General features: G+C 50.2%; 16 protein-coding genes. 11 read left to right on the forward strand and 5 right to left on the reverse strand.

The window, feature by feature from the left end:
• Positions 1-60: 60 nt before the first annotated feature.
• Positions 61-402: a bacillithiol system redox-active protein YtxJ gene (gene ytxJ, locus AC50Y5_RS22215; RefSeq protein ID WP_056031932.1), complete on the reverse strand. Its 342-nt coding sequence runs from the start codon at positions 400-402 to the stop codon at positions 61-63.
• Between the two features lie 268 nt (positions 403-670).
• Positions 671-1,357: a GntR family transcriptional regulator gene (locus AC50Y5_RS22220; RefSeq protein ID WP_494863813.1), complete on the reverse strand. Its 687-nt coding sequence runs from the start codon at positions 1,355-1,357 to the stop codon at positions 671-673.
• 151 nt (positions 1,358-1,508) lie between these two features.
• Here AC50Y5_RS22220 and dapA point away from each other — a divergent pair, with 151 nt between their 5' ends.
• The 3 genes from dapA to AC50Y5_RS22235 all read left to right on the forward strand — a co-directional run bounded on the left by dapA (position 1,509) and on the right by AC50Y5_RS22235 (position 4,130).
• Positions 1,509-2,399, forward strand: coding sequence for a 4-hydroxy-tetrahydrodipicolinate synthase (gene dapA, locus AC50Y5_RS22225; RefSeq protein ID WP_494863815.1), 891 nt, complete (start codon positions 1,509-1,511; stop codon positions 2,397-2,399).
• 123 nt (positions 2,400-2,522) lie between these two features.
• The gene (locus tag AC50Y5_RS22230) at positions 2,523-3,608 is read left to right on the forward strand and encodes a sialidase family protein (RefSeq protein WP_494863817.1); all 1,086 of its coding nucleotides are present in this window, start codon (positions 2,523-2,525) and stop codon (positions 3,606-3,608) included.
• 36 nt (positions 3,609-3,644) lie between these two features.
• On the forward strand, positions 3,645-4,130 hold the full coding sequence (locus tag AC50Y5_RS22235; RefSeq protein ID WP_056031920.1) for a NanQ anomerase/TabA/YiaL family protein: 486 nt from the start codon (positions 3,645-3,647) through the stop codon (positions 4,128-4,130).
• Positions 4,131-4,332: 202 nt separating this feature from the next.
• Here the strand turns inward: AC50Y5_RS22235 and AC50Y5_RS22240 are convergent, their stop codons facing one another.
• A complete protein-coding gene (locus AC50Y5_RS22240; protein ID WP_056031917.1) occupies positions 4,333-5,820 on the reverse strand; it encodes an MDR family MFS transporter in 1,488 nt (495 codons plus the stop codon).
• A 205-nt stretch (positions 5,821-6,025) separates the two neighbouring features.
• Between AC50Y5_RS22240 and AC50Y5_RS22245 the strand changes: the two genes are divergently transcribed.
• Entirely contained in the window at positions 6,026-6,937 is a 912-nt protein-coding gene (locus AC50Y5_RS22245) for a TetR/AcrR family transcriptional regulator (RefSeq protein WP_056031914.1), read from the forward strand.
• Here the strand turns inward: AC50Y5_RS22245 and AC50Y5_RS22250 are convergent.
• Positions 6,903-7,913 (reverse strand): zinc-binding dehydrogenase, encoded by a 1,011-nt coding sequence (locus AC50Y5_RS22250; RefSeq protein ID WP_056031911.1) that lies wholly within the window; start codon positions 7,911-7,913, stop codon positions 6,903-6,905. The genes AC50Y5_RS22245 and AC50Y5_RS22250 overlap by 35 nt on opposite strands.
• A gap of 134 nt (positions 7,914-8,047) precedes the next feature.
• Between AC50Y5_RS22250 and AC50Y5_RS22255 the strand changes: the two genes are divergently transcribed.
• The 7 genes from AC50Y5_RS22255 to AC50Y5_RS22285 all read left to right on the forward strand — a co-directional run bounded on the left by AC50Y5_RS22255 (position 8,048) and on the right by AC50Y5_RS22285 (position 16,822).
• The gene (locus AC50Y5_RS22255) at positions 8,048-8,920 is read left to right on the forward strand and encodes a LysR family transcriptional regulator (protein WP_056031908.1); all 873 of its coding nucleotides are present in this window, start codon (positions 8,048-8,050) and stop codon (positions 8,918-8,920) included.
• The gene (locus tag AC50Y5_RS22260) at positions 8,911-9,381 is read left to right on the forward strand and encodes a GNAT family N-acetyltransferase (protein ID WP_494863821.1); all 471 of its coding nucleotides are present in this window, start codon (positions 8,911-8,913) and stop codon (positions 9,379-9,381) included. The genes AC50Y5_RS22255 and AC50Y5_RS22260 overlap by 10 nt, the downstream gene beginning before the upstream one ends.
• Before the next feature lie 746 nt (positions 9,382-10,127).
• Positions 10,128-11,708 (forward strand): extracellular solute-binding protein, encoded by a 1,581-nt coding sequence (locus tag AC50Y5_RS22265; RefSeq protein ID WP_056031903.1) that lies wholly within the window; start codon positions 10,128-10,130, stop codon positions 11,706-11,708.
• Positions 11,709-11,786: 78 nt separating this feature from the next.
• On the forward strand, positions 11,787-12,734 hold the full coding sequence (locus AC50Y5_RS22270; protein WP_056031900.1) for an ABC transporter permease: 948 nt from the start codon (positions 11,787-11,789) through the stop codon (positions 12,732-12,734).
• 11 nt (positions 12,735-12,745) lie between these two features.
• Positions 12,746-13,618 carry a carbohydrate ABC transporter permease gene (locus AC50Y5_RS22275; protein WP_056031898.1) on the forward strand — a complete coding sequence of 291 codons (873 nt, stop codon included), beginning with the start codon at positions 12,746-12,748 and terminating at the stop codon, positions 13,616-13,618.
• A 21-nt stretch (positions 13,619-13,639) separates the two neighbouring features.
• Entirely contained in the window at positions 13,640-14,986 is a 1,347-nt protein-coding gene (locus tag AC50Y5_RS22280; RefSeq protein WP_494863824.1) for a four-carbon acid sugar kinase family protein, read from the forward strand.
• Positions 14,987-15,025: 39 nt separating this feature from the next.
• Positions 15,026-16,822, forward strand: coding sequence for a PrpR N-terminal domain-containing protein (locus AC50Y5_RS22285; protein WP_494863826.1), 1,797 nt, complete (start codon positions 15,026-15,028; stop codon positions 16,820-16,822).
• A 232-nt stretch (positions 16,823-17,054) separates the two neighbouring features.
• On the opposite strand, the gene AC50Y5_RS22290 is transcribed toward AC50Y5_RS22285, so the two are convergent.
• Complete coding sequence (locus AC50Y5_RS22290; protein ID WP_494863828.1) at positions 17,055-17,885, reverse strand: sugar phosphate isomerase/epimerase family protein; 831 nt, start codon at positions 17,883-17,885, stop codon at positions 17,055-17,057.
• Positions 17,886-18,261 lie beyond the last annotated feature (376 nt).

Below are 18,261 nucleotides of genomic sequence, written 5' to 3' on the forward strand. Positions count from 1 at the left end.
AACAAGCGGCCCGGTCTTTAAGCTTTTACAAAAGAAAGCTATTTTGCAGTTACCATTCGATTAGTCAAGAACCGCTGTAATATGCTCGGACGTGATCGCCCAGTGCGTAGCGCTCCAAACCTTCTCTTGATTTTGGATAAAAATAATTTGCGGCGACTCGTGCTTAACCGACGTATCTTCAGCGATTTTGTTCGAAACCGGACGGGATTCGATAACCTTAACAAGGACATAATCCGTATCCTGACGCGGGTTAGCGTCCAGGTAGGCTGTGAACTCGCGGTGCGCGTTCGCACTCACCGGGCAAGTCGTACTATGCTTGAAAACAACAAGGGCACGGTCTTTCGAGCCTTCCAAAGCGGCATCCCATTGCTCAGTTGAATCTATTTCACGATATTGTGTCATTTGTAACACTCCTTTTGTCTGTTAATCAATAATAGATATTAGCTTACTTCCCTTTATTGTACCCTTCTCCGAGCAAAAAGTCATCTTGCCATTTAATTGGGCAAGGCGCAAAGAGAAGGATTGACGAGGCTGAGGGGTTAAGCTATATTATAAGCATTAAATGATGTATACAACATTTATCATTAAAGGTTGTAAAGGCTATCAAGCGCTAAACGGCAAAACCAATAATCAGAAAAAGGAAAAAAGAATGACCGAATGCAAATTCGTGCTAAATGGAGCCGCCATTTGCAGTGATTTTAGCGATAAGGCGATTTTTAGAGTCCTCCAGATGCTCACGAATGACCGCGCGCATTTGTTCAGCATCGCCAAGCTTTAGAACGGCAATAATGTTTTGATGCTGCTTAATGGCGGCAGCTACCATTTCTTTGCTGATGAGCGAGCTGCTTGCAGCGATGAAACGATAGTTCATCAGGCTTTTATAGATGGCTGCATTATGGCTGTTCCCGCCAAGCTGCATGAATTCCAAATGGAACAGCAGATTATAGTCTTTCTGTAAATACTGATCGAGCGGAAGGGCTTCAAGCTCGCTTAGTGACAGCTCGACAATGTTTTCCAGCCTGCTAATTTCTTCATGAAGCTGTTGCTTTGTGCAGGAGCTGAGCTTGTCCACCACCCAAAATTCCAGCATCATCCGCGTATCGGTAGCATTCATTACGTCTTGTATTTCAATGGCATTGACGAAGGTGCCGACCTTGGATACCGTCTTCACAAGGCCGTCCATTTCCAGACGGTTCAAGGCGTCGCGAATCGGCGTTCGGCTAACGCCAAGCTGTGCAGCCAGCTCAGGAATGAGCAGCTTCTGATTGCCGAGAAATTCACGGCGGATGATTTTTTCCTTTAATAGATTGTAGGTTTTGTCCCACAGGTTAGAATTATCAATTTTCGGCAAATCCATTTTGGAGCACCACGCTTTCAACAGTTTCTTCTTAAATCTTATATACATTATATTTGAGGGGGTGTCCAGTTTGGCATCGTAGTGCAGGCGAGCAGGCGGCATATGGCGCGAAATAAAATGTAAGGGCTTACTTTAAAAAGGAGGACTAGCGATGGAATTGGCGAAAGGTATAATTCCGGCAATGGTAACACCGTTCGATGAGCAGGAGGAGCTGAACGAGCAGGCGCTTTGTCTAATGGTGGAGCGGTTCATCTCTGCTGGCGTCCATGGATTGTTTTGTCTGGGCACGAATGGCGAGTTTTTCTCGCTTTCCTTCGAGGAGAAGGTGCGGATAGCGGAAATCATTGTGCGGGAAGCGAAGGGCCGCGTGCCGGTTTATGCCGGAGCAGGCTGTGCGAGCACACTGGAAACGGTTCGGCTCGCTAAGCGGCTGCAAGAGGCAGGCGTCGATGCGCTCTCGGTCATTACTCCTTATTTCCTTGCGTTTACACAGCAGGAACTGATCTATCATTTTGAACAGGTAGCGGCAGCGGTTGCGATTCCCGTCGTGCTGTACAACATCCCCGCCCGCACAGGGAATGCGCTGCAGCCCAAAACGGTAGCCGAGCTTGCGAAAATCCCGAATATTGTCGGCATTAAGGACAGCAGCGGCAGCTTTGATACGATTTTGCAATATATCGACCAGACACCGGATTCCTTCTCGGTGATGGCGGGAACGGACTCGCTTATCTTGCCGACACTTATGGCGGGCGGCAGCGGTGCGATTGCGGCAACGGCTAATGTGTTCCCGGCGCAGGTGGCGGCAATCTATGAGCATTTTCAGGCAGAGCGTTATAGGGAGGCAGAGGAGGCGCAGCGGGTGCTGCGGGATTTGCGGAGTGCCTTTTCCTTGGGCACGCTGCCTTCGGTATTGAAGGCGGTGCTGAATGAGATCGGCGTGCCCGCCGGTCCATCGCGCCGTCCGGTAGCGCCGCTGACACCGGCAGCGTATGGCGAATTGAAGCAAATGGTTGAGAAGTACCGGCAGCAGGGACTTTTATGAAAAAATAAGTCTTGCTCGGTTGCACGCTTGCAGGCCGCTTTACTTATGCTTACCGCGAAACGGGCCTTTGCCTTCGCTTCACCGCAAATAGTGCGTTTACGCCAGCCCAAGGGGGATGACGAGATGAGTCGATACATGAAGCCAGTGAAACCACAGCAGCTGCAGCATATTGAAATTTACCGCAAAGACAATGAGTTTTGCTCTTGGCCTTTTAATGGTGGTTTGTGGAAAATAAGTGAAGGGAACATTTTGCTCGCGTTTATGAACATTGACTGTGACTATCAGATTCCTGGAAACCTGAATCATGACCGGGTAGAAACCTTCGGGCGCATCGCTGCTGTCCGTACGCTTGATGGCGGCCGCAGCTGGCAGGAGGCCGCGCAAATCGCCGACAATTACAAGCTGCTGGATCAGCTCCCGTATGGCAAGCCGCATACGTTCGAGGAGGGCTTCGACTTCTCCGACCCCAATACGCTGCTCGAATGCTGGTGTACGCCGAACTCTGCGGTTGATCACGCCCAGGCTTGGGTGAAAATGTCGCGTGACGCAGGCGCGACCTGGAGCGAGCCTGTGATGCTTCCGGACTGCGGTATTCCCCGCTATCAGGGCAGGCCGTCGTATATTGTACGGCCAGACGGCGTTGTGCTGCTGTTTCTGACGGCAAGGCCGCGGAATAATCCGCATGATCGCCCCGTCGTCTTCGCTTCGTTCGATAATGGCTGCAATTGGTCGCTTGTGTCATTAATGCCACATAGCGAGGAGTATCGGATGATTTGCCCATCCCCCGTTCTCATGAAGGATGGCGTCATTATGGTTGCAGTCAGATGCAAGCCAGCAATGGTGGCGGCATGGTGCGAGCTTTACGCCTCGGACGATGGCGGGCTGACGTGGCGCTTCGTCTCGCGGATCAACGACCATGGCGATACGGTGCATTTGACGCTGATGGAGGATGGCAGGTTGTTTGCCGTCTATGGCTTCAGAAGGCCGCCATTTGGCATTCGGGCAAGGGTAAGCGAGGATAATGGGCTAAGCTGGGGGCCAGAGTTGATTTTACGTGATGATGGCGGCAGCAATGATCTTGGCTATCCGCGTGCTGTCGAGACGACCGCCGGAGAAATTTTGGCGACTTATTATTTCAATGATGCGAAGGATTCCATTCAACAAAGAGGCGGCGTTCGCTATATTGGCGGCACGATACTCAGACCGTAACATGGGATGAATTCATTTATAAAGGAGCGGACTAGGATGATCATTAGCGATTTGCGCAGCTGGGAGCAGGAGCCGGGCTGGCTGCCGCCATTTCGGCAAGCACTGGCATGGCTGGAGCAGGAAGTGACGGAGAATACACCGGCTGGAAAATATGAAATCGATGGCGAGCGCTTATTTGTGCTCGTCCAGCATGTGGAGACCCGTCCGGCGGAAGAGCAGCTGGCGGAGTCTCACAAGCAATATATCGACATTCAGCTGCTGCTGAAAGGTCGGGAGCTCATTCGCGTCGCCCGCGATAATGGGGAAGCAGTCGTTACAGCAGACGAGCTGGACAGCCGCGACCGATTGTCGTATAAGGAAGTAAGCGATGAATCGGACATCGTGCTTACGCCCGGCATGTTTGCCGTCTTTTTCCCGCATGATATCCACCGTCCATGCTGCAGCGTTGAAGCGGAAATGACGATACGCAAGGCGGTCGTGAAGCTGCATGTTTCGCTGTTCGAGAATTCGGCGGTTTCTTAACTAAGAAGAGAGTATGAAATAAGCGGTATTATAAGTAGCATCATCAGCAAAGGCACCTATGATTTGAACGCTCAGATCGCAGGTGCCTTTTTGCATTTTGCATGTAAATAAATGAAGGCTGACTCCTGCAGCGTGCAGGAATCAGCCTTCATTTATTTATTCATTTGTTTATTCATTTACTAAACAACAATGTCTCTTAAAATTAATGGCCCATCATCATCGCAGGGTCCGGTGCATCTTCCTCTTGCTCATGATCATCCTTGAGCTTCGGCTTGCGCAAAATTGTGCTCAATAATACGCCTGCTATCGCGATGCCTGCTGCGAGTAAGAAAGTATCGCCAAATGCCAGAGAGGTGCTTTCCAGCATGTTGCCGCCTGCTCCCGCTTCCGTAATATGCGCAGTCGCTTGAGAGGAGAAATAGCCGGTCAGTCCAGCTATTGCAAAGGAAGTAACGACCTGCTGGCTAGCTGAAGTCAGAGGCGTTACGCGGCTGACGAGTCTGCGCGGCGCAGAATTCAGCACATGGGTGTTAAGCGGCATCATCGACAAGCCCATGCCCATACCCATCATGCCAAGTGGAATCATTACCATAACAATGGCTGTATCCACATGAATCCGGGACAACAAGAACAGGGCAATCGTAATCACCGACAAACCGGCCATAGCTAACGGGCGAGCTCCCCATTTATCGAACAGCCGTCCGCTGATTGGCATGAAAATCATCGAGCAGATCGCCATCGGCAGCGTCGTTAGACCACTCTCAAGCGGAGTGAAATCCCTCACGGTTTGCAAATACAGCGGAATCATCAGAATCGAACCGAACAAGGCAATTTGTGAAATCCATGATAAAATAATACTGCGAGTAAAATCGGACGAGCGGAAAACACGCAGCTCCAGCAGAGGCTGCTTCTGAAGCAGCTCAACGATAATAAATAGAATAAGTGCCGATCCGCCTACGATGAGTCCGGTCAACGTTCTGGCCGAGCTCCAGTCGGTACCACCTTCGCTAACGCCGAATGCCAGCATAGAAAAGGCGATAGGGGCCAAGATCATCCCGATAATATCGAGAGCAGGCGTTTTTTGACGTTCAAGCTTCGGCAAATATTTCATACCGACGAATAATGCGGCAATACCGATTGGCAGGTTGATTAGAAAAATCCAGTGCCATGAGGCAAAGCCGATCAGCCAGCCGGACAAAATCGGGCCAATCGCAGGAGCGAGCAGCATAGGAATGCCGAGCATGCCCATAACAGCTCCACGTTTGTTGGCAGGTGCCATTTTGAAAATCATCGCCATCCCGATCGGGGATACCATGCCGCCGCCAATGCCTTGAAGCACGCGGAACAAGATCAGCTGCTCTGGTGTTTGCGCAAGTGCGCAGAGAACAGAGCCTAGCGTAAACAGGGCAATGGTAATTAGAAAAATCCGCTTGGCGCCAAATTTATCGGTCATCCATCCGGCAAGCGGAATAACGGCGGATAAAGCAAGGGTATAGCCCGTGATCGTCCATTGGATCGTCTTGAGCGAGCTGTCGAAATAATGCTGCAAATTAGGAACGGCAACATTGACGACGGTACTGTCCAAAATAACCATCATCATCCCAATAATGACGGCAAGAAGCGGCGCCAATATCGATTTGATGGAAAATTCCGGCTCTGAGGCTAACTGTGAAGCATTTGGTGTAGACATGTGTAGGCTCCTCGCCCTCTCTTGGGTTTTGTATGCCGATCTTAGCTCAAAGAAATAGACAGGCTAGCGAGCCGCTCCTTGACGAAGAAGGAGCAGATTTCGTAAGATTGACTCATGGTTTCTTTGTAAAACTGATCGGTCACGCTAGGCTTTATTTTATCGATTTTTTGCTGAAAGTCAAATGATTTTGAGAGAAGGGATTTTATTGAGCCTGATTAGAGACAGAATTATTGAGTCGGCCGTTCGCCATTTTATGGAGAAGGGCTATGTGGCGACATCGATTCAGGATATTTCCGATGATTGCGGAATCGCCAAAGGCTCCTTATATAAATATTTTCCGTCGAAGGAAGAACTATTCAAGGAAGTTCATAAAAGTCGGCAGCAGCTGCTGGATGATCAGCTTTCAGGGATTCTTAAGGAAGAGGGGCTCACGCCTCGTGAAGTTTTTGTGCGGGAAACGGAAGTGACGCTGGAGTTTTTTATGATCAATAAGTTTATTATGCAGGAAATTAAGGAATTAATTAAAACGAAAAAGGAGCTGGCCCCCTTTTTCATCCAAATGAGATCGATGATGTACGACCTTCATAAAAACAGTCTGATCCGCTTGCTTGGTGAACAAATAAAGCCTCATATTTGGGATATGGTGACGGTATATGGCGGGATCATCAAAGAGTTTAACTTCCTGATGATTTTTGAAAATAGACCGATCCGCATCCGGGATATCACCCTCTTTGTTTTAGAGCGGATGGAGGAAATGGCTGCAAATATTTTGGCCAAGCAGGAGAAACCGATTTTAACGGACGTGTTGATGTTCGATATGATAAGCCAAGAAATGAAGAGCAAACAGATATCGATGGAAGAGAAGCGCAGCCAATTGCTGGACGCCTTGCTCGCTGTCATTAAGGAGCTGGCCATTACAGGCTCCAGACGGATCCAACTCGTCGATGCGACCGAGGCGCTTGCTGAGGAATTTGCACGTGACCATCCAAAAGCGGTCATTATTCAGGCACTGCTTGGATTGCTCCAGCAGGAGCATGAGCTTAGGAGCCTCACCTTCCAGCTGGAGAAGTATGTGATGAAGCTTAAGAAGGAACATGAGGACCCTCAGCCATGCTAATTCCGATGTTGCCATACTGCTCGCCGCGGTTCATACGTTCAAAGGCCTTTTTGATCTGAGGAAGCTTGTACATGCGGTCAATGACTGGGCGCAGTTGGTGCTGCTCGACAAATGCAAGCATAGCGGCAAATTCCTCGCGGCTGCCCATGGAAGTGCCGATTATACTGATTTGAGAGAAAAATAGCGCCCGGATCGGAATCGTGATTTCATCCCCGGAGCTTGCGCCGAAGGTGACGATGCGTCCGTTCGGCTTGATAACCTCGAAATATTGCCCGAAGGTTGCTGGCCCAATGCTGTCCAGAATCAGATCGACGGCCTGCTGCCCCAAGCTGCTGCGCCAGTCGCTATGGCTGTCCAAAGCGAAGCTCGCTCCTTGTTCGACAGCAGCTTGCTGCTTGGTTTTGCTGCGGGAGGTTACACTTACCGTTGCCCCTGCTGCTAGCGCCATCAGCATGGCGAAGGTAGCAACCCCGCCGCCAATGCCGGGGATCAAAACATGCTCGCCCCGCCGCAATTGCCCTTTGGTGAACAGCGCCCGGTAGGCGGTCAAGGCGGATAAGGGAAGCACACCAGCTTCCTCCCAGCTTAAATAGGCTGGCTTGGGGAACACATTTGCCGCTGGAACAATAACATATTGGGCCAATGTGCCGTTTGAGGGACCGCCTAATATAGCGGGTACTGGAGGAACTTCATCTGTTTTTTCCCAGCCTATGCAAGGATGAATAATCACTTCATCGCCAACAGCGGCACTGCTGACCAGACTGCCGACTGCCTCAACGATTCCTGTGCCGTCCGAGCCGAGAAAGAACGGAGCGTCTGATGCCGTTCGCCCCGCCATTAGAAATAAATCCCGATGGTTGATTCCAGCCGCCATCAGCCGTATTTTCACCTCGCCAGTCCCCGGATTGAGATCGGCACTTTCCTCGTATTGCAGTCCTTCAATCCCGCTTGCTTCTCTATGTGAAATTGCCTTCATCCAAATTCCTCCTGCCATTAATCGTTGATGTAGCCCTTAGCTAAACGAATTGTACACAGCGAAAATCATCAAGTAAAATGATTGAATTAGATAGTCGCTATCACAAATAATCATAGTAGAAAAGAGTGGACGAGATGGAAAGCGGGGATTTGCGAATATTCCGTGCAGTTGCCCGCGAGGGCAGTGCGACGAAGGCGGCAGAAGCGCTTAACTATGTGCAGTCTAACGTAACGACCCGAATTCAATATTTGGAGTCGGAGCTGGGGCTCCCGCTATTCGTTCGCTCCAATCGAGGGATGGCTTTAACGGAGGCGGGCGAAAATCTGCTGCAATACGCTGACCGTATATTGGCCTTGCTGGATGAAGCGGCTCGTACAACCAAATATGGCGAGCAGCCAGTCGGGCCGCTGCGAATTGGCTCTATTGAGACGGCCGCATTGACGCATTTGCTTCCGCTATTTAGCCGCTATCAGTCTGAGTTTCCTGCTGTCCAGCTATCTCTAGCTACAGGCGGAACCCATTCGCTCGTGCAAAAGGTTGTTAGAGGCGAGCTTGATGGCGCCTTTGTTTATGGTCCGATTGAGGAACGGAATATCAGCTGTGTACAGGCATTTTCTGAGGAGCTGGTACTCGTATCCGAAGCGGGCAAGGATAATATGGCCGAGCTGCTGGCTAAGCCGATGCTGTTTTTTGACGTGGGCTGTACACATCGGACGAGGGCCGAGCATTTTTTACACGAAAGCGGGCGGACTTCCTATGAAATTCGCGAGTTCGGCACATTGGATTTAATCGTCAAAGGAGTGTCGGCGGGCTTTGGTGTCTCCCTGCTGCCAAAATCCGCAATCGCCAAGGCGGCAAAGGAAGGTATAGTCTCCTTTCATCAACTGCCGGAAGCGTATAGGGACCTGCCTGTCGAATTTATTTTTCGCTCAGACATGAAAGGTTCAAGCGCCTTATTAAGCCTGGTCACGATGATTGGAGAAAGGGAGAGCGATCCATGCAGCTAAGAGAAATAGAGGAGCGAGACAATGCTCAGGTGGAGTCGTTGATCCGGACCTGCCTGATTGAGTTTGGAGCAGACAAGCCCGGTACAGCCTGGGCCGACCCTGCGCTAGGCGATTTTTATCGTTTGTATCAGCAGGACGGTGCGAAATATTGGGTGGTGGAGAAAAATAACAAGGTCATTGCCGGCTGCGGCATTGGCCCTGTTAAAGGTTTCCCAGCCATTTGCGAGCTGCAAAAAATGTATGCTCTGCCGGAGGCGCGAGGCACAGGTGCTGCTCTTCGGCTGCTGGACGTTTGCTTGGCCTTTGCCCAGCTTCATTATGAGCAATGTTATTTAGAGACGCTTGCGAGCATGGCCGCGGCCAATAAATTTTATAAAAAGCATGGCTTTGTGCAATTGGAGCAGCCTTTGGCGGGAACCGAGCATTTTGCCTGCGATGCCTGGTATATGAAAGCTCTATAATCCTGTGACAGCACTACAATGCGTTCACACGCGAAAAAAGCCCACCTTGAGGAGTGGGCTTCTTTACGCTATTACCATTCCATATGTCTACCATGCAAAAAAGGGCTCTATTCCATCGGGAAGTTGTCCCATGGCCATTTATTTTTGTGAGCGCCCCGTACCCAGTCCTCGGAGAAGCTGACATATTTAATATGCGTTCGGTTCCCGTATGCAAAGCAGGCATGGATCATTCCGTCCTTTGATTGAATGAGAGGCGGGTATTCATAACGCCGGTTGTATTGGGTGTTCAGTTCCCCGCAATAATGATCGCCCGTTTCGATATGCCGCATATAGATATTGGCATTACTGTTGCTAAATGAAACGAAAAAAATAGAGGGTCTATGCGAACTTGATAAGTAAGCGCTTTAATTTCATGCTACAGCCTTTATTTTTTAAAGTCAATGCTCTAATTTCATTATAAAATGAGGCATCTGAAGCGATGATGCTTCAACTAAAGGAAAGGAAATCACTACTAATTGTTGCAAATGCCAAAAGGTAAACTTCACCAGAAGCGGGAGTTTAGAAAAAATGATTGCAATTTGCTCTATTTTGCGATAATTTAGATACGAGAAAGCGATTACATTTCACAGGAGGTCAATCAATTTACCGGAATGTGTTGTAATAAGCAACATTCAATGAAGCGGAGATGTTCAAATTGTTAGTGCTTACTTATGCAAGCCAAATGACAATTGGGGGAGAATGCTCAAATGAACAACAAATGGAATTGGAAATCCGTTACAACGATGTCGATGGTACTGCTTCTTGCATTGACCGCTTGCTCCAATGGAGGAAATAAGGCGGCTCCGTCAGCTTCAACGGGTACAAATGAGGGATCGGCCGGAGGGACGACAACCTTTTCCTATATGATGGCGGGAAAATATACGAATTGGCTACAGGATTTGAATTGGTACCCTGTGCTTGAGGAAAAGACGAATACGAAGGTTGAACTGGTGAATGGCGGTGAAGATGATGATGCTTACAAGAAAAATTTGGAGCTCAAAATCGGCTCCGGCCAGTTCCCGGATTCCGGCATCGTCTCGCTGGCACAATCTGAGGTATATGGCGGACAAGGGCTGTTCATTGATCTAAAGCCTTATATTGATAAATTCGCGCCCAATATTAAAGCTTATCTGGATGCGAATCCGGATTATGCCAAGCTGATGACGACGAAGGATGGCGAAATTTTTGGCTTGGCGCAGGAATATCCGACGATATCGAATGTAACCTTTTACCGGGCGGATATGTTTGAGAAGGCGGGCATTACGGCGAACCCGACGACGGTTCAGGAGTTTACAGATGTACTGAAAAAGCTGAAGGAAGCGTACAAGGACACAGCCAATTTTTACCCATTCACAGGGCGAGACGGCTTTTTGAAGTTTCAGGAAGCTTTTGCGGCTAATGACAAAATCGTCGATGGCAAAGTGCAAGGCATTTATGAGAATGGCAAAGGATCGGATATTTATTCACCGGGCTTTAAATCGCTCATCGAGTGGTATGCGCAAATGTACCAAGATAAGCTCATTGATCCAGAATGGGTAGCAGGCACTGCGACCGAGGAATCGTGGCAGACGAAAATGCTGACGGGCCAAGGCGCAATCAGCAGCGACTTCTTCACACGTCCATCGTGGTTCATGAACAACGGCGGACCGGAAAATGATCCGAAATACAGCATTAAAGTAATGGAACCGTTCAAAGACGCTGACGGCAATCAGACGATGCTGCCTCCAACTGAGGAGAAATACAGAATGGACCGGGTTTTCGTCATTAATGAGAAGGCGGAGGACAAAGCGGAAGGCATTATCAAATTTATGGATTACATGTTCTCGGATGAGGGCAGAACGCTGATGGACTACGGTGTAGAAGGCAAGTCGTATAAGGAGGAAGGCGGCAAGAAGACATTTACCGTCAAATTCGAGGAGCAGGGCAATAAGCCGATTGGCACGCCGGTATGGAACTTCCTTCAGGATCGCCTGACGTTCCCGGTACCTGTCAACAATGAAGCGTATTACCAGTGGATGGATGATTTGACGAAGTCTTTTGCAACAACGTTTTTCGATAAATATACATCCAAGGAATTCAGCTCGCTGAAATATTCAACGGATCAATTGAAAGAAAGAACGGTGCTTCTCGCGAATGTGAAGCAGGCGCTTAATGCGGCGCTTGTGAAATTCATCAGCGGCCAGCGCAGCCTGACGGAGTGGGATGCTTTCCTCGGCGAAATGGAGCAGGCAGGCTACAACAAGCTGACCGAAATCGACCAGGCCGCATACGACGCTATGTCTAAATAAGCTTTAGGCGGCTCCTTTCGCTCCGGCGTAGGGGAAGAGAGGGGCTGCCCTTCAATTTGAATCCAGAGGTGGGCTGAGATGAGCTCAATCGTAAAACGGGCAACATCCAAAAACAGCGGACTGCTTAAGCGGATGTGGGACGCCAAAATTTTATATTTGATTTTGCTGCCGGGTCTGGTTCATTTAATTCTATTCAAGCTGCTGCCGCTGTTCGGGCTGGTCATAGCGTTTCAGGATTACAGCATTTTCAAAGGCATAATGGGCAGCAAATGGATTGGCCTCGAGCATTTCAGCAAGTTCATGAGCGACCCTTATTTCTGGAAGCTGGTCAGAAATACATTGCTGCTCGCTTTTTTCAATTTGCTGTTTGTGTTTCCGATTCCGATTATTTTCGCCTTGTTCGTTAACGAGGTGCGGCTGTCGGCGGTGAAGCGTTTCGTGCAAACGCTCAGCTTCTTCCCCTATTTTATTTCGTCAGCGGTTATCGTTTCGATTTTGTATAAAGTGCTGTCGCCGCAGGGCGGACTGGTGAACCAAATGCTGAATTTCGCTGGTTTTGAAAGCGTATTCTTCATGGCTGATCCCGGCTGGTTCCGCCCGCTGTATGTCATGCTTAACGTATGGCAGCTATTCGGCTACAGCGCCATTATTTATATGGCGGCGATGACGAGCATCGACCCGCATCTGTATGAAGCGGCGGACATTGATGGCGCGAACCGATTTAAGAAAATTATTCATGTGACGCTGCCTTCGATTTCCAGCACGATTGTCGTCATGTTCATTTTGGCTATCGGCCAAATTTTGACCGTCGATCTGGATAAAATTTTGCTTATGTACAATCCGAGCATTTACGATACGGCGGATGTCATTCAAAGCTACGTGTATCGCCAAGCGTTCGCAAGCGACGGCTTCCCGAATTACAGCTTTGGCGCGGCTGTTGGCCTGATGCAGTCTGTCATTGCTTTCGTGCTCGTGATGATGGCGAATAAAGTATCGAAAAAATATTCCGAGTCCCGGTTGTTCTAGGAGGCGGCAAGATGAAGAAGTTTAGCTGGTTTGATCTGATCAACAACACTTTGCTTGTCCTTGTCGCCTTGCTGTGCGTCTATCCGTTCGTGCTCATAATGGCCACATCCTTAAGCGACGGCAAAGCGGTCGTGGCAGGCTCGGTATATTTGCTGCCGAAGGGCATCAATCTCGAAGCTTACAAATATATACTCGGCAATGAACGGCTTGGGGTAACGGCAGGGCTGCTGAATTCTTTATTTTATACGGTCGTTGGCGGCTTTGTGGCGGTGCTGGTGACGTTCATGACGGCCTACCCGCTGTCGCGCAAAAGGCTGGTTGGGCGCTACACGATTATGCTCCTGTTTCTATTCACTTGGGTGTTCGAGGCGGGAATCATTCCGAACTATATCGTCTATAACGGGCTGGGGCTGGTCAATTCCTGGCTGGTCATGATTTTGCCGATGGCGGTCAACACCTTTCTGCTCATTATTACAAAATCCTTCCTCGACGAGCTGCCCTATGAGCTGGAGGAGGCGGCCGTTATCGATGGCGCGAACGATTGGCAAATCATGTGGCGGGTGTTTTTCCCGCTCAGCAAGCCGATTATTGCAACGATCAGTGTATTTAATGCCGTCTACATTTGGAATCAGTTCCTCATTCCGATGATTTATTTGCAGGACCGCAGCATGCAGCCGATTACGGTCATTCTCTACAATATGATTATTAATTCCAGCAAGGGCGGTACTTCGCTTGAAAATATTACGGTAAACGGCGTGCAGCTGCTGCCGCAAAACCTGCAAGCGGCCTCGATTTTTCTTGCGGTTGTGCCGATTTTGCTTATCTATCCGTTTACGCAAAGGTTTTTCACGAAAGGAATGCTGCTTGGTTCGGTCAAAGGCTGATCTTGGACGCGGGGTGATGACTTGAAAATTGCAATAATCGCAGATGATTTTACAGGCGCTAACGACTCGGGCGTTCAGTTCGCAAGAAGCGGTCTCAAAGCTTCGGTTCTGCTTAATTTTGATGAAAACACAGCCGCAGCCCTCGATGACGACGTTGTGATTATAGATACGGACAGCCGCTCGCTTGGCGCTCAAGAGGCTTATGATCGCGTGCGGACGGCGGCTGAATATGTGAAGACGAAGCCATTTGATGTGATTTTCAAAAAGGTGGACTCGACGCTCAGAGGCAACTTTGGCGCAGAATTCGATGCGCTGCAGGACGTGCTTCAGCCGGATTTTATCGTCTGTACGCCTGCCTATCCGGAATACAACCGTACGGTGAGGGACGGTTCTTTATATTTAAATGGACAATTGCTGCATGAGACGGAATTTGCGCTTGATCCGAAGACGCCGATTACCATCTCCGGCATTCCTGAGCTTATTCGCAGGCAATCCGAGCGTGCAGTGGCTCTGATTTCGAGCGCAGATATGGCGCTTGGTCACGAGCATTTGAAGCGAAGGCTTGCTGAACTGGCTGCTGAAGGATGCCGTTATCTCGTATTTGATGCGCAAAGCGAGCAGGAGCTGCGCGGGATCGTATCGCTGTTTGAGGGACTTGAATATCGCATCATATGGGCAGGTTCGGCTGGATTGGCAGGATGCCTGACAACAGCTGGCAGTACCGTTCATGAAGCGGTGCTTGAGCTGGCGACGAGCGATGTCCCAGTGCTTGCTGTTATCGGTAGCGTCAATTTTAAGACGCGCCAGCAGCTCGCCTTGCTGCTTGCTGAGCCGCAGGTTGCTGGTATTCGGCTGGCGGCGCATGTCATGGTTGCACCTGATGCGGCTTGCAACGCCGAGCTAAAGCGCGTATACGCTGCGGCGGCACTTGCCTTGCAGCAGGGGAGGCCAGTCGTGCTCTATTCCTCCGGCGAACAAGAAGAGATCAAGCTTGCAATGGAAGCTGGAAGCAAGCTGGGCATGGGACAGACGGAAGTCAGCGACAGGATTGCGGAAGCGCTTGGCCGTACGGCCGCACAGCTGGTTGAGGCGTATGGCTTGAATCGCCTCATCTTGACGGGAGGCGATACGGCGAAGCAGTTTTGCCGCTTCGCCGGTATGGAGAAGTTCCGCCTGCAGGGCGAAGTGGAGACGGGCGTGCCGATTGGGTTATTTTCAGGAGCAAAAGAAGTGTATGGGGTAACGAAGGCGGGCGGCTTCGGCTCGGGCGATGTATTCGTCCGCACGCTGCACCTGCTGCAAGGAGGAGGGGGTGGCAGCACGCCGCACCCTGCCGGGCACAATACTGTTCATTCGGATCGCGTTTAGCTATAATGAGTGTATTAAACTGCAACGGTGATGATGAGGATGAAAATAAAAATAGTAGTAGTTGCCCCTTACCCGGGGCTCGTGGAGCTGACAACAAGCTTGCGGGAAGAGCTGAAGGAATTCGAAATCAAGGTGCTGCAGGGCGATTTGTCCGAAGTGCTGCCGCTCATGAACCGCATCCATCTGGACGGTTACGATGTCATTATTAGCCGGGGCGGAACGGCTCGACTGCTGCGCAAGCATTCGTATTTGCCCGTCATTGACATTCAGGTGTCCGGCTTTGATATTATGCGGATTTTGATGGTTGTGAAGGGCTATCAGGCCAAGATCAAAATGATCGGCTTTCCTAATATTATAGAGGGCTTTATTTCGGTATCCGGTTTAATGGAGGTTGATATTCCTTATGCCTCGGTTCAACAGGAGAGCGAGGTGGACGAGGCGCTGCGGCTTGCGAAGGCTGAGGGCGTCAAAGTCATAGTAGGCGATAACATTACGGTGCGCAAAGCCAATGAGCATGGCATGCAGGGCGTGCTCATTACGTCTGGGCGCGAGTCGGTGCTTGAAGCGTTCGCTCAGGCGAAGCAAATTTATAAAGTATCGGAAAGCTACAAGCAGAAGAAGCTCGCTTTCGAGCGGCTGCTGGACACGATGGATACCGGCTATGCCATTGTGAATGACAAGGGCATTATCCAATTTTCTAATGAAGCTTTTAATGCGTGGTTCCACTTGCCTGAAAATCAAACCGGGCTTTACGCCGATTATCCCGTATTCAGCCGTTATATGGCTGATTTGGACAAGGGCGTTGCTTTGGAGCTGCTCGTGCAGCTGGATGGGCAGCGCCAGGTCGCCGTATCTGGCGGCAAAATGAATGATGATGCTGGCGACGGCATGTTTTATTTGAAGGTTCGCCCTGTAGATCAGCCGGGCTCTGGCATAACGATGATGTACACAAGCAAGCAGGATAATGCCTTCCCGCCGCTCGTAATGACCGATCATGAATTTGCTGGGCAGTCTCCTTCCGAGCGTGCTTATCCGCTTGCTGTGTTTGGCGAGACGGGAGCAGGCAAGCGGCTGTTTGCGATTAAGCGCTGGAGCTCCATGCCGCCGAGCGGCAGTGAAATGATTGAACTGTCCGTCACAAAGCGTTATGATGCAGCAGCGCTCGCTGCGTTAAGGAAGCTGCTGTCAACGGACAATGAGGAGCTTATTATTTATATCCGCGGTGTTGACCAGCTGTCGCTGGCTGATCAGCGCGAGCTGGCGCCAGTGCTTGCCGCAGCGCCGGGCAAAATCATTTTATCGTTTGACCGCAGTCCACTGGAACTGAAAAGCAGCAATGCGCTAGACGGCAAGCTCTGTGATACGTTTGCCGGGCGAATTGTCAGCATGCCTCCGCTGCGGGAGCGGCTGGATGATCTGGACGAATACATCCGCACGTTCCTTATTATGTACAACGAGCGTTATGGCAAGCAAATTGTCGGCCTGCGACCGGAAGTAATGGAGGCGCTGCGCACACATGAGTGGCGCGGCAATTTGTTTGAGCTGCGCAACGTCATTGATCAATTTGTCAGAAGCTCCGACGGCGAATATGTGGAAGCGGAGCGAGTGGAGCTGCTGAAGCAGGCGGGCTCCGGCTTAGGTGCCGGGGGCCATGAAAGCTCCGAGCATTCTTCTGAAGCAGGCGGGCTTGATTTGAGCAAGACGCTTGATGAGATTGAATATGATATTATTCGCACAGTGCTGGAGCAGGAGGATATGAACCAATCTGCTGCTGCCAAGCGTCTGGGCATTAACCGCTCGACGCTGTGGCGCAAAATGAAGCCCTCCGGCTCATAAACGATTGAAGTCTCCGGCTCACCATGGGTGTATTGGATATAACATGTAAGTTGCATGCAAGCAAGAAGAAGCCTTTCCCTCCCGTATGGATAACGGTAGAGAAAGGCTTCTTCCTTATGCGAGCAGCAACGCTATGTATGATACAAATACGTCATTGCTAATTTATTTAATGCGTCAGACCACTTAGTGGGTAGCCGTTAGCCTATTCGCTAGCTGTCTTTCTTATGAATAACTAAGCGATATAAGGCTGAACCACAGCCTTCACCCGCTCCAGCCCCTCCCACATATCTCCCGGCCCATCATAGACGAGCACGTATGCGCCATCAAAACCGGAAGCTTGTACCTGATCAAGGCAGCGGCGAAGCTCGTCCTGATCGGGATATCCATGCTCATTATTTATCGCTTTCACATGAATGGATACGCTGTGCACAGCTGTGCGGCCAATATCCTCATATTTGGCTGGTCCGCTGAAATTTCCGAAATCCGTAATGAGATCAAGCGAATCCCCTGCCTGTTCCAGCAGCTCCATACAGCTGTCGCCGACACTCGTAAGCCATTTAAAGTTTTCGGTTACGATCTTCACCCCGCGCGCGGCGCCGTAATCCACCAGCTTAATTAAAGCTTCGGCAGACTGGCGAATGGCCGCGTGATCGGTTGGCTCTGCTTCGCCGGCGATAATGCGGACCTGCTTGGCCCCACAAGCTGCCGCTACGTCGATCCATTGCTGCATGAGCTGATAGTCAGCTTCTCGGCGTGCCGCCTCGGGAGAAGTGAGATCGCCATAATCGACGAGCAGTGTGTCAAAGGATAGACATGCAGCCGAAAAAGAATCTCTTAGCTGCTGCAAATAAGCGGCTTCCGTAGATGGGAAATGGAAATGGCATACCTCGATGGCTTGATAGCCTTTGGCTGCTGCGACAGCTGGCAGCTCCAGCAATGTCAGCTCCAAGGGCTGCACATGATCAGTCGTTTGGTGGGTTTGCGTTTCGGCATCCCAGGACGTCCAATGAAGCGGGCCAAGCAGTCTATGCAGGCTCCAGCTGTTCAGCGATAAATATGACATACAACATCCCGCCTTATCTTTTCATGTGGATTAGGAGCTGCGAGGAAATTAGCGGTACTTTATTTCGTCGCAGTCTCTTACATTATAAGGTTATTGTACCATGCGCAAAATTTGCCGCAAGAGACTTTCCTTTTTTCGCAATGCCTTGCAGTGGGCTGAAAGGAGCTAGGACAATGGGGGCCAAATGCAATAGGTGGCGAGAATAATGTCGAATCCAATCGAATGAGGGCTGAATGCGGACTGAATGCGGACAAAACCCGATTTTGAATATAAGAGCCGAGTCCCTTGCTGCTGCTTCCCATTTAAGAGATGATTTTAGGAAAAGCACGGTTTCTATTTTGCTTGCTGCTGGCTAAGCCATCTGGGAGCAAGGGAG

The organism is Paenibacillus sp. JT22N7 (assembly GCF_059383875.1).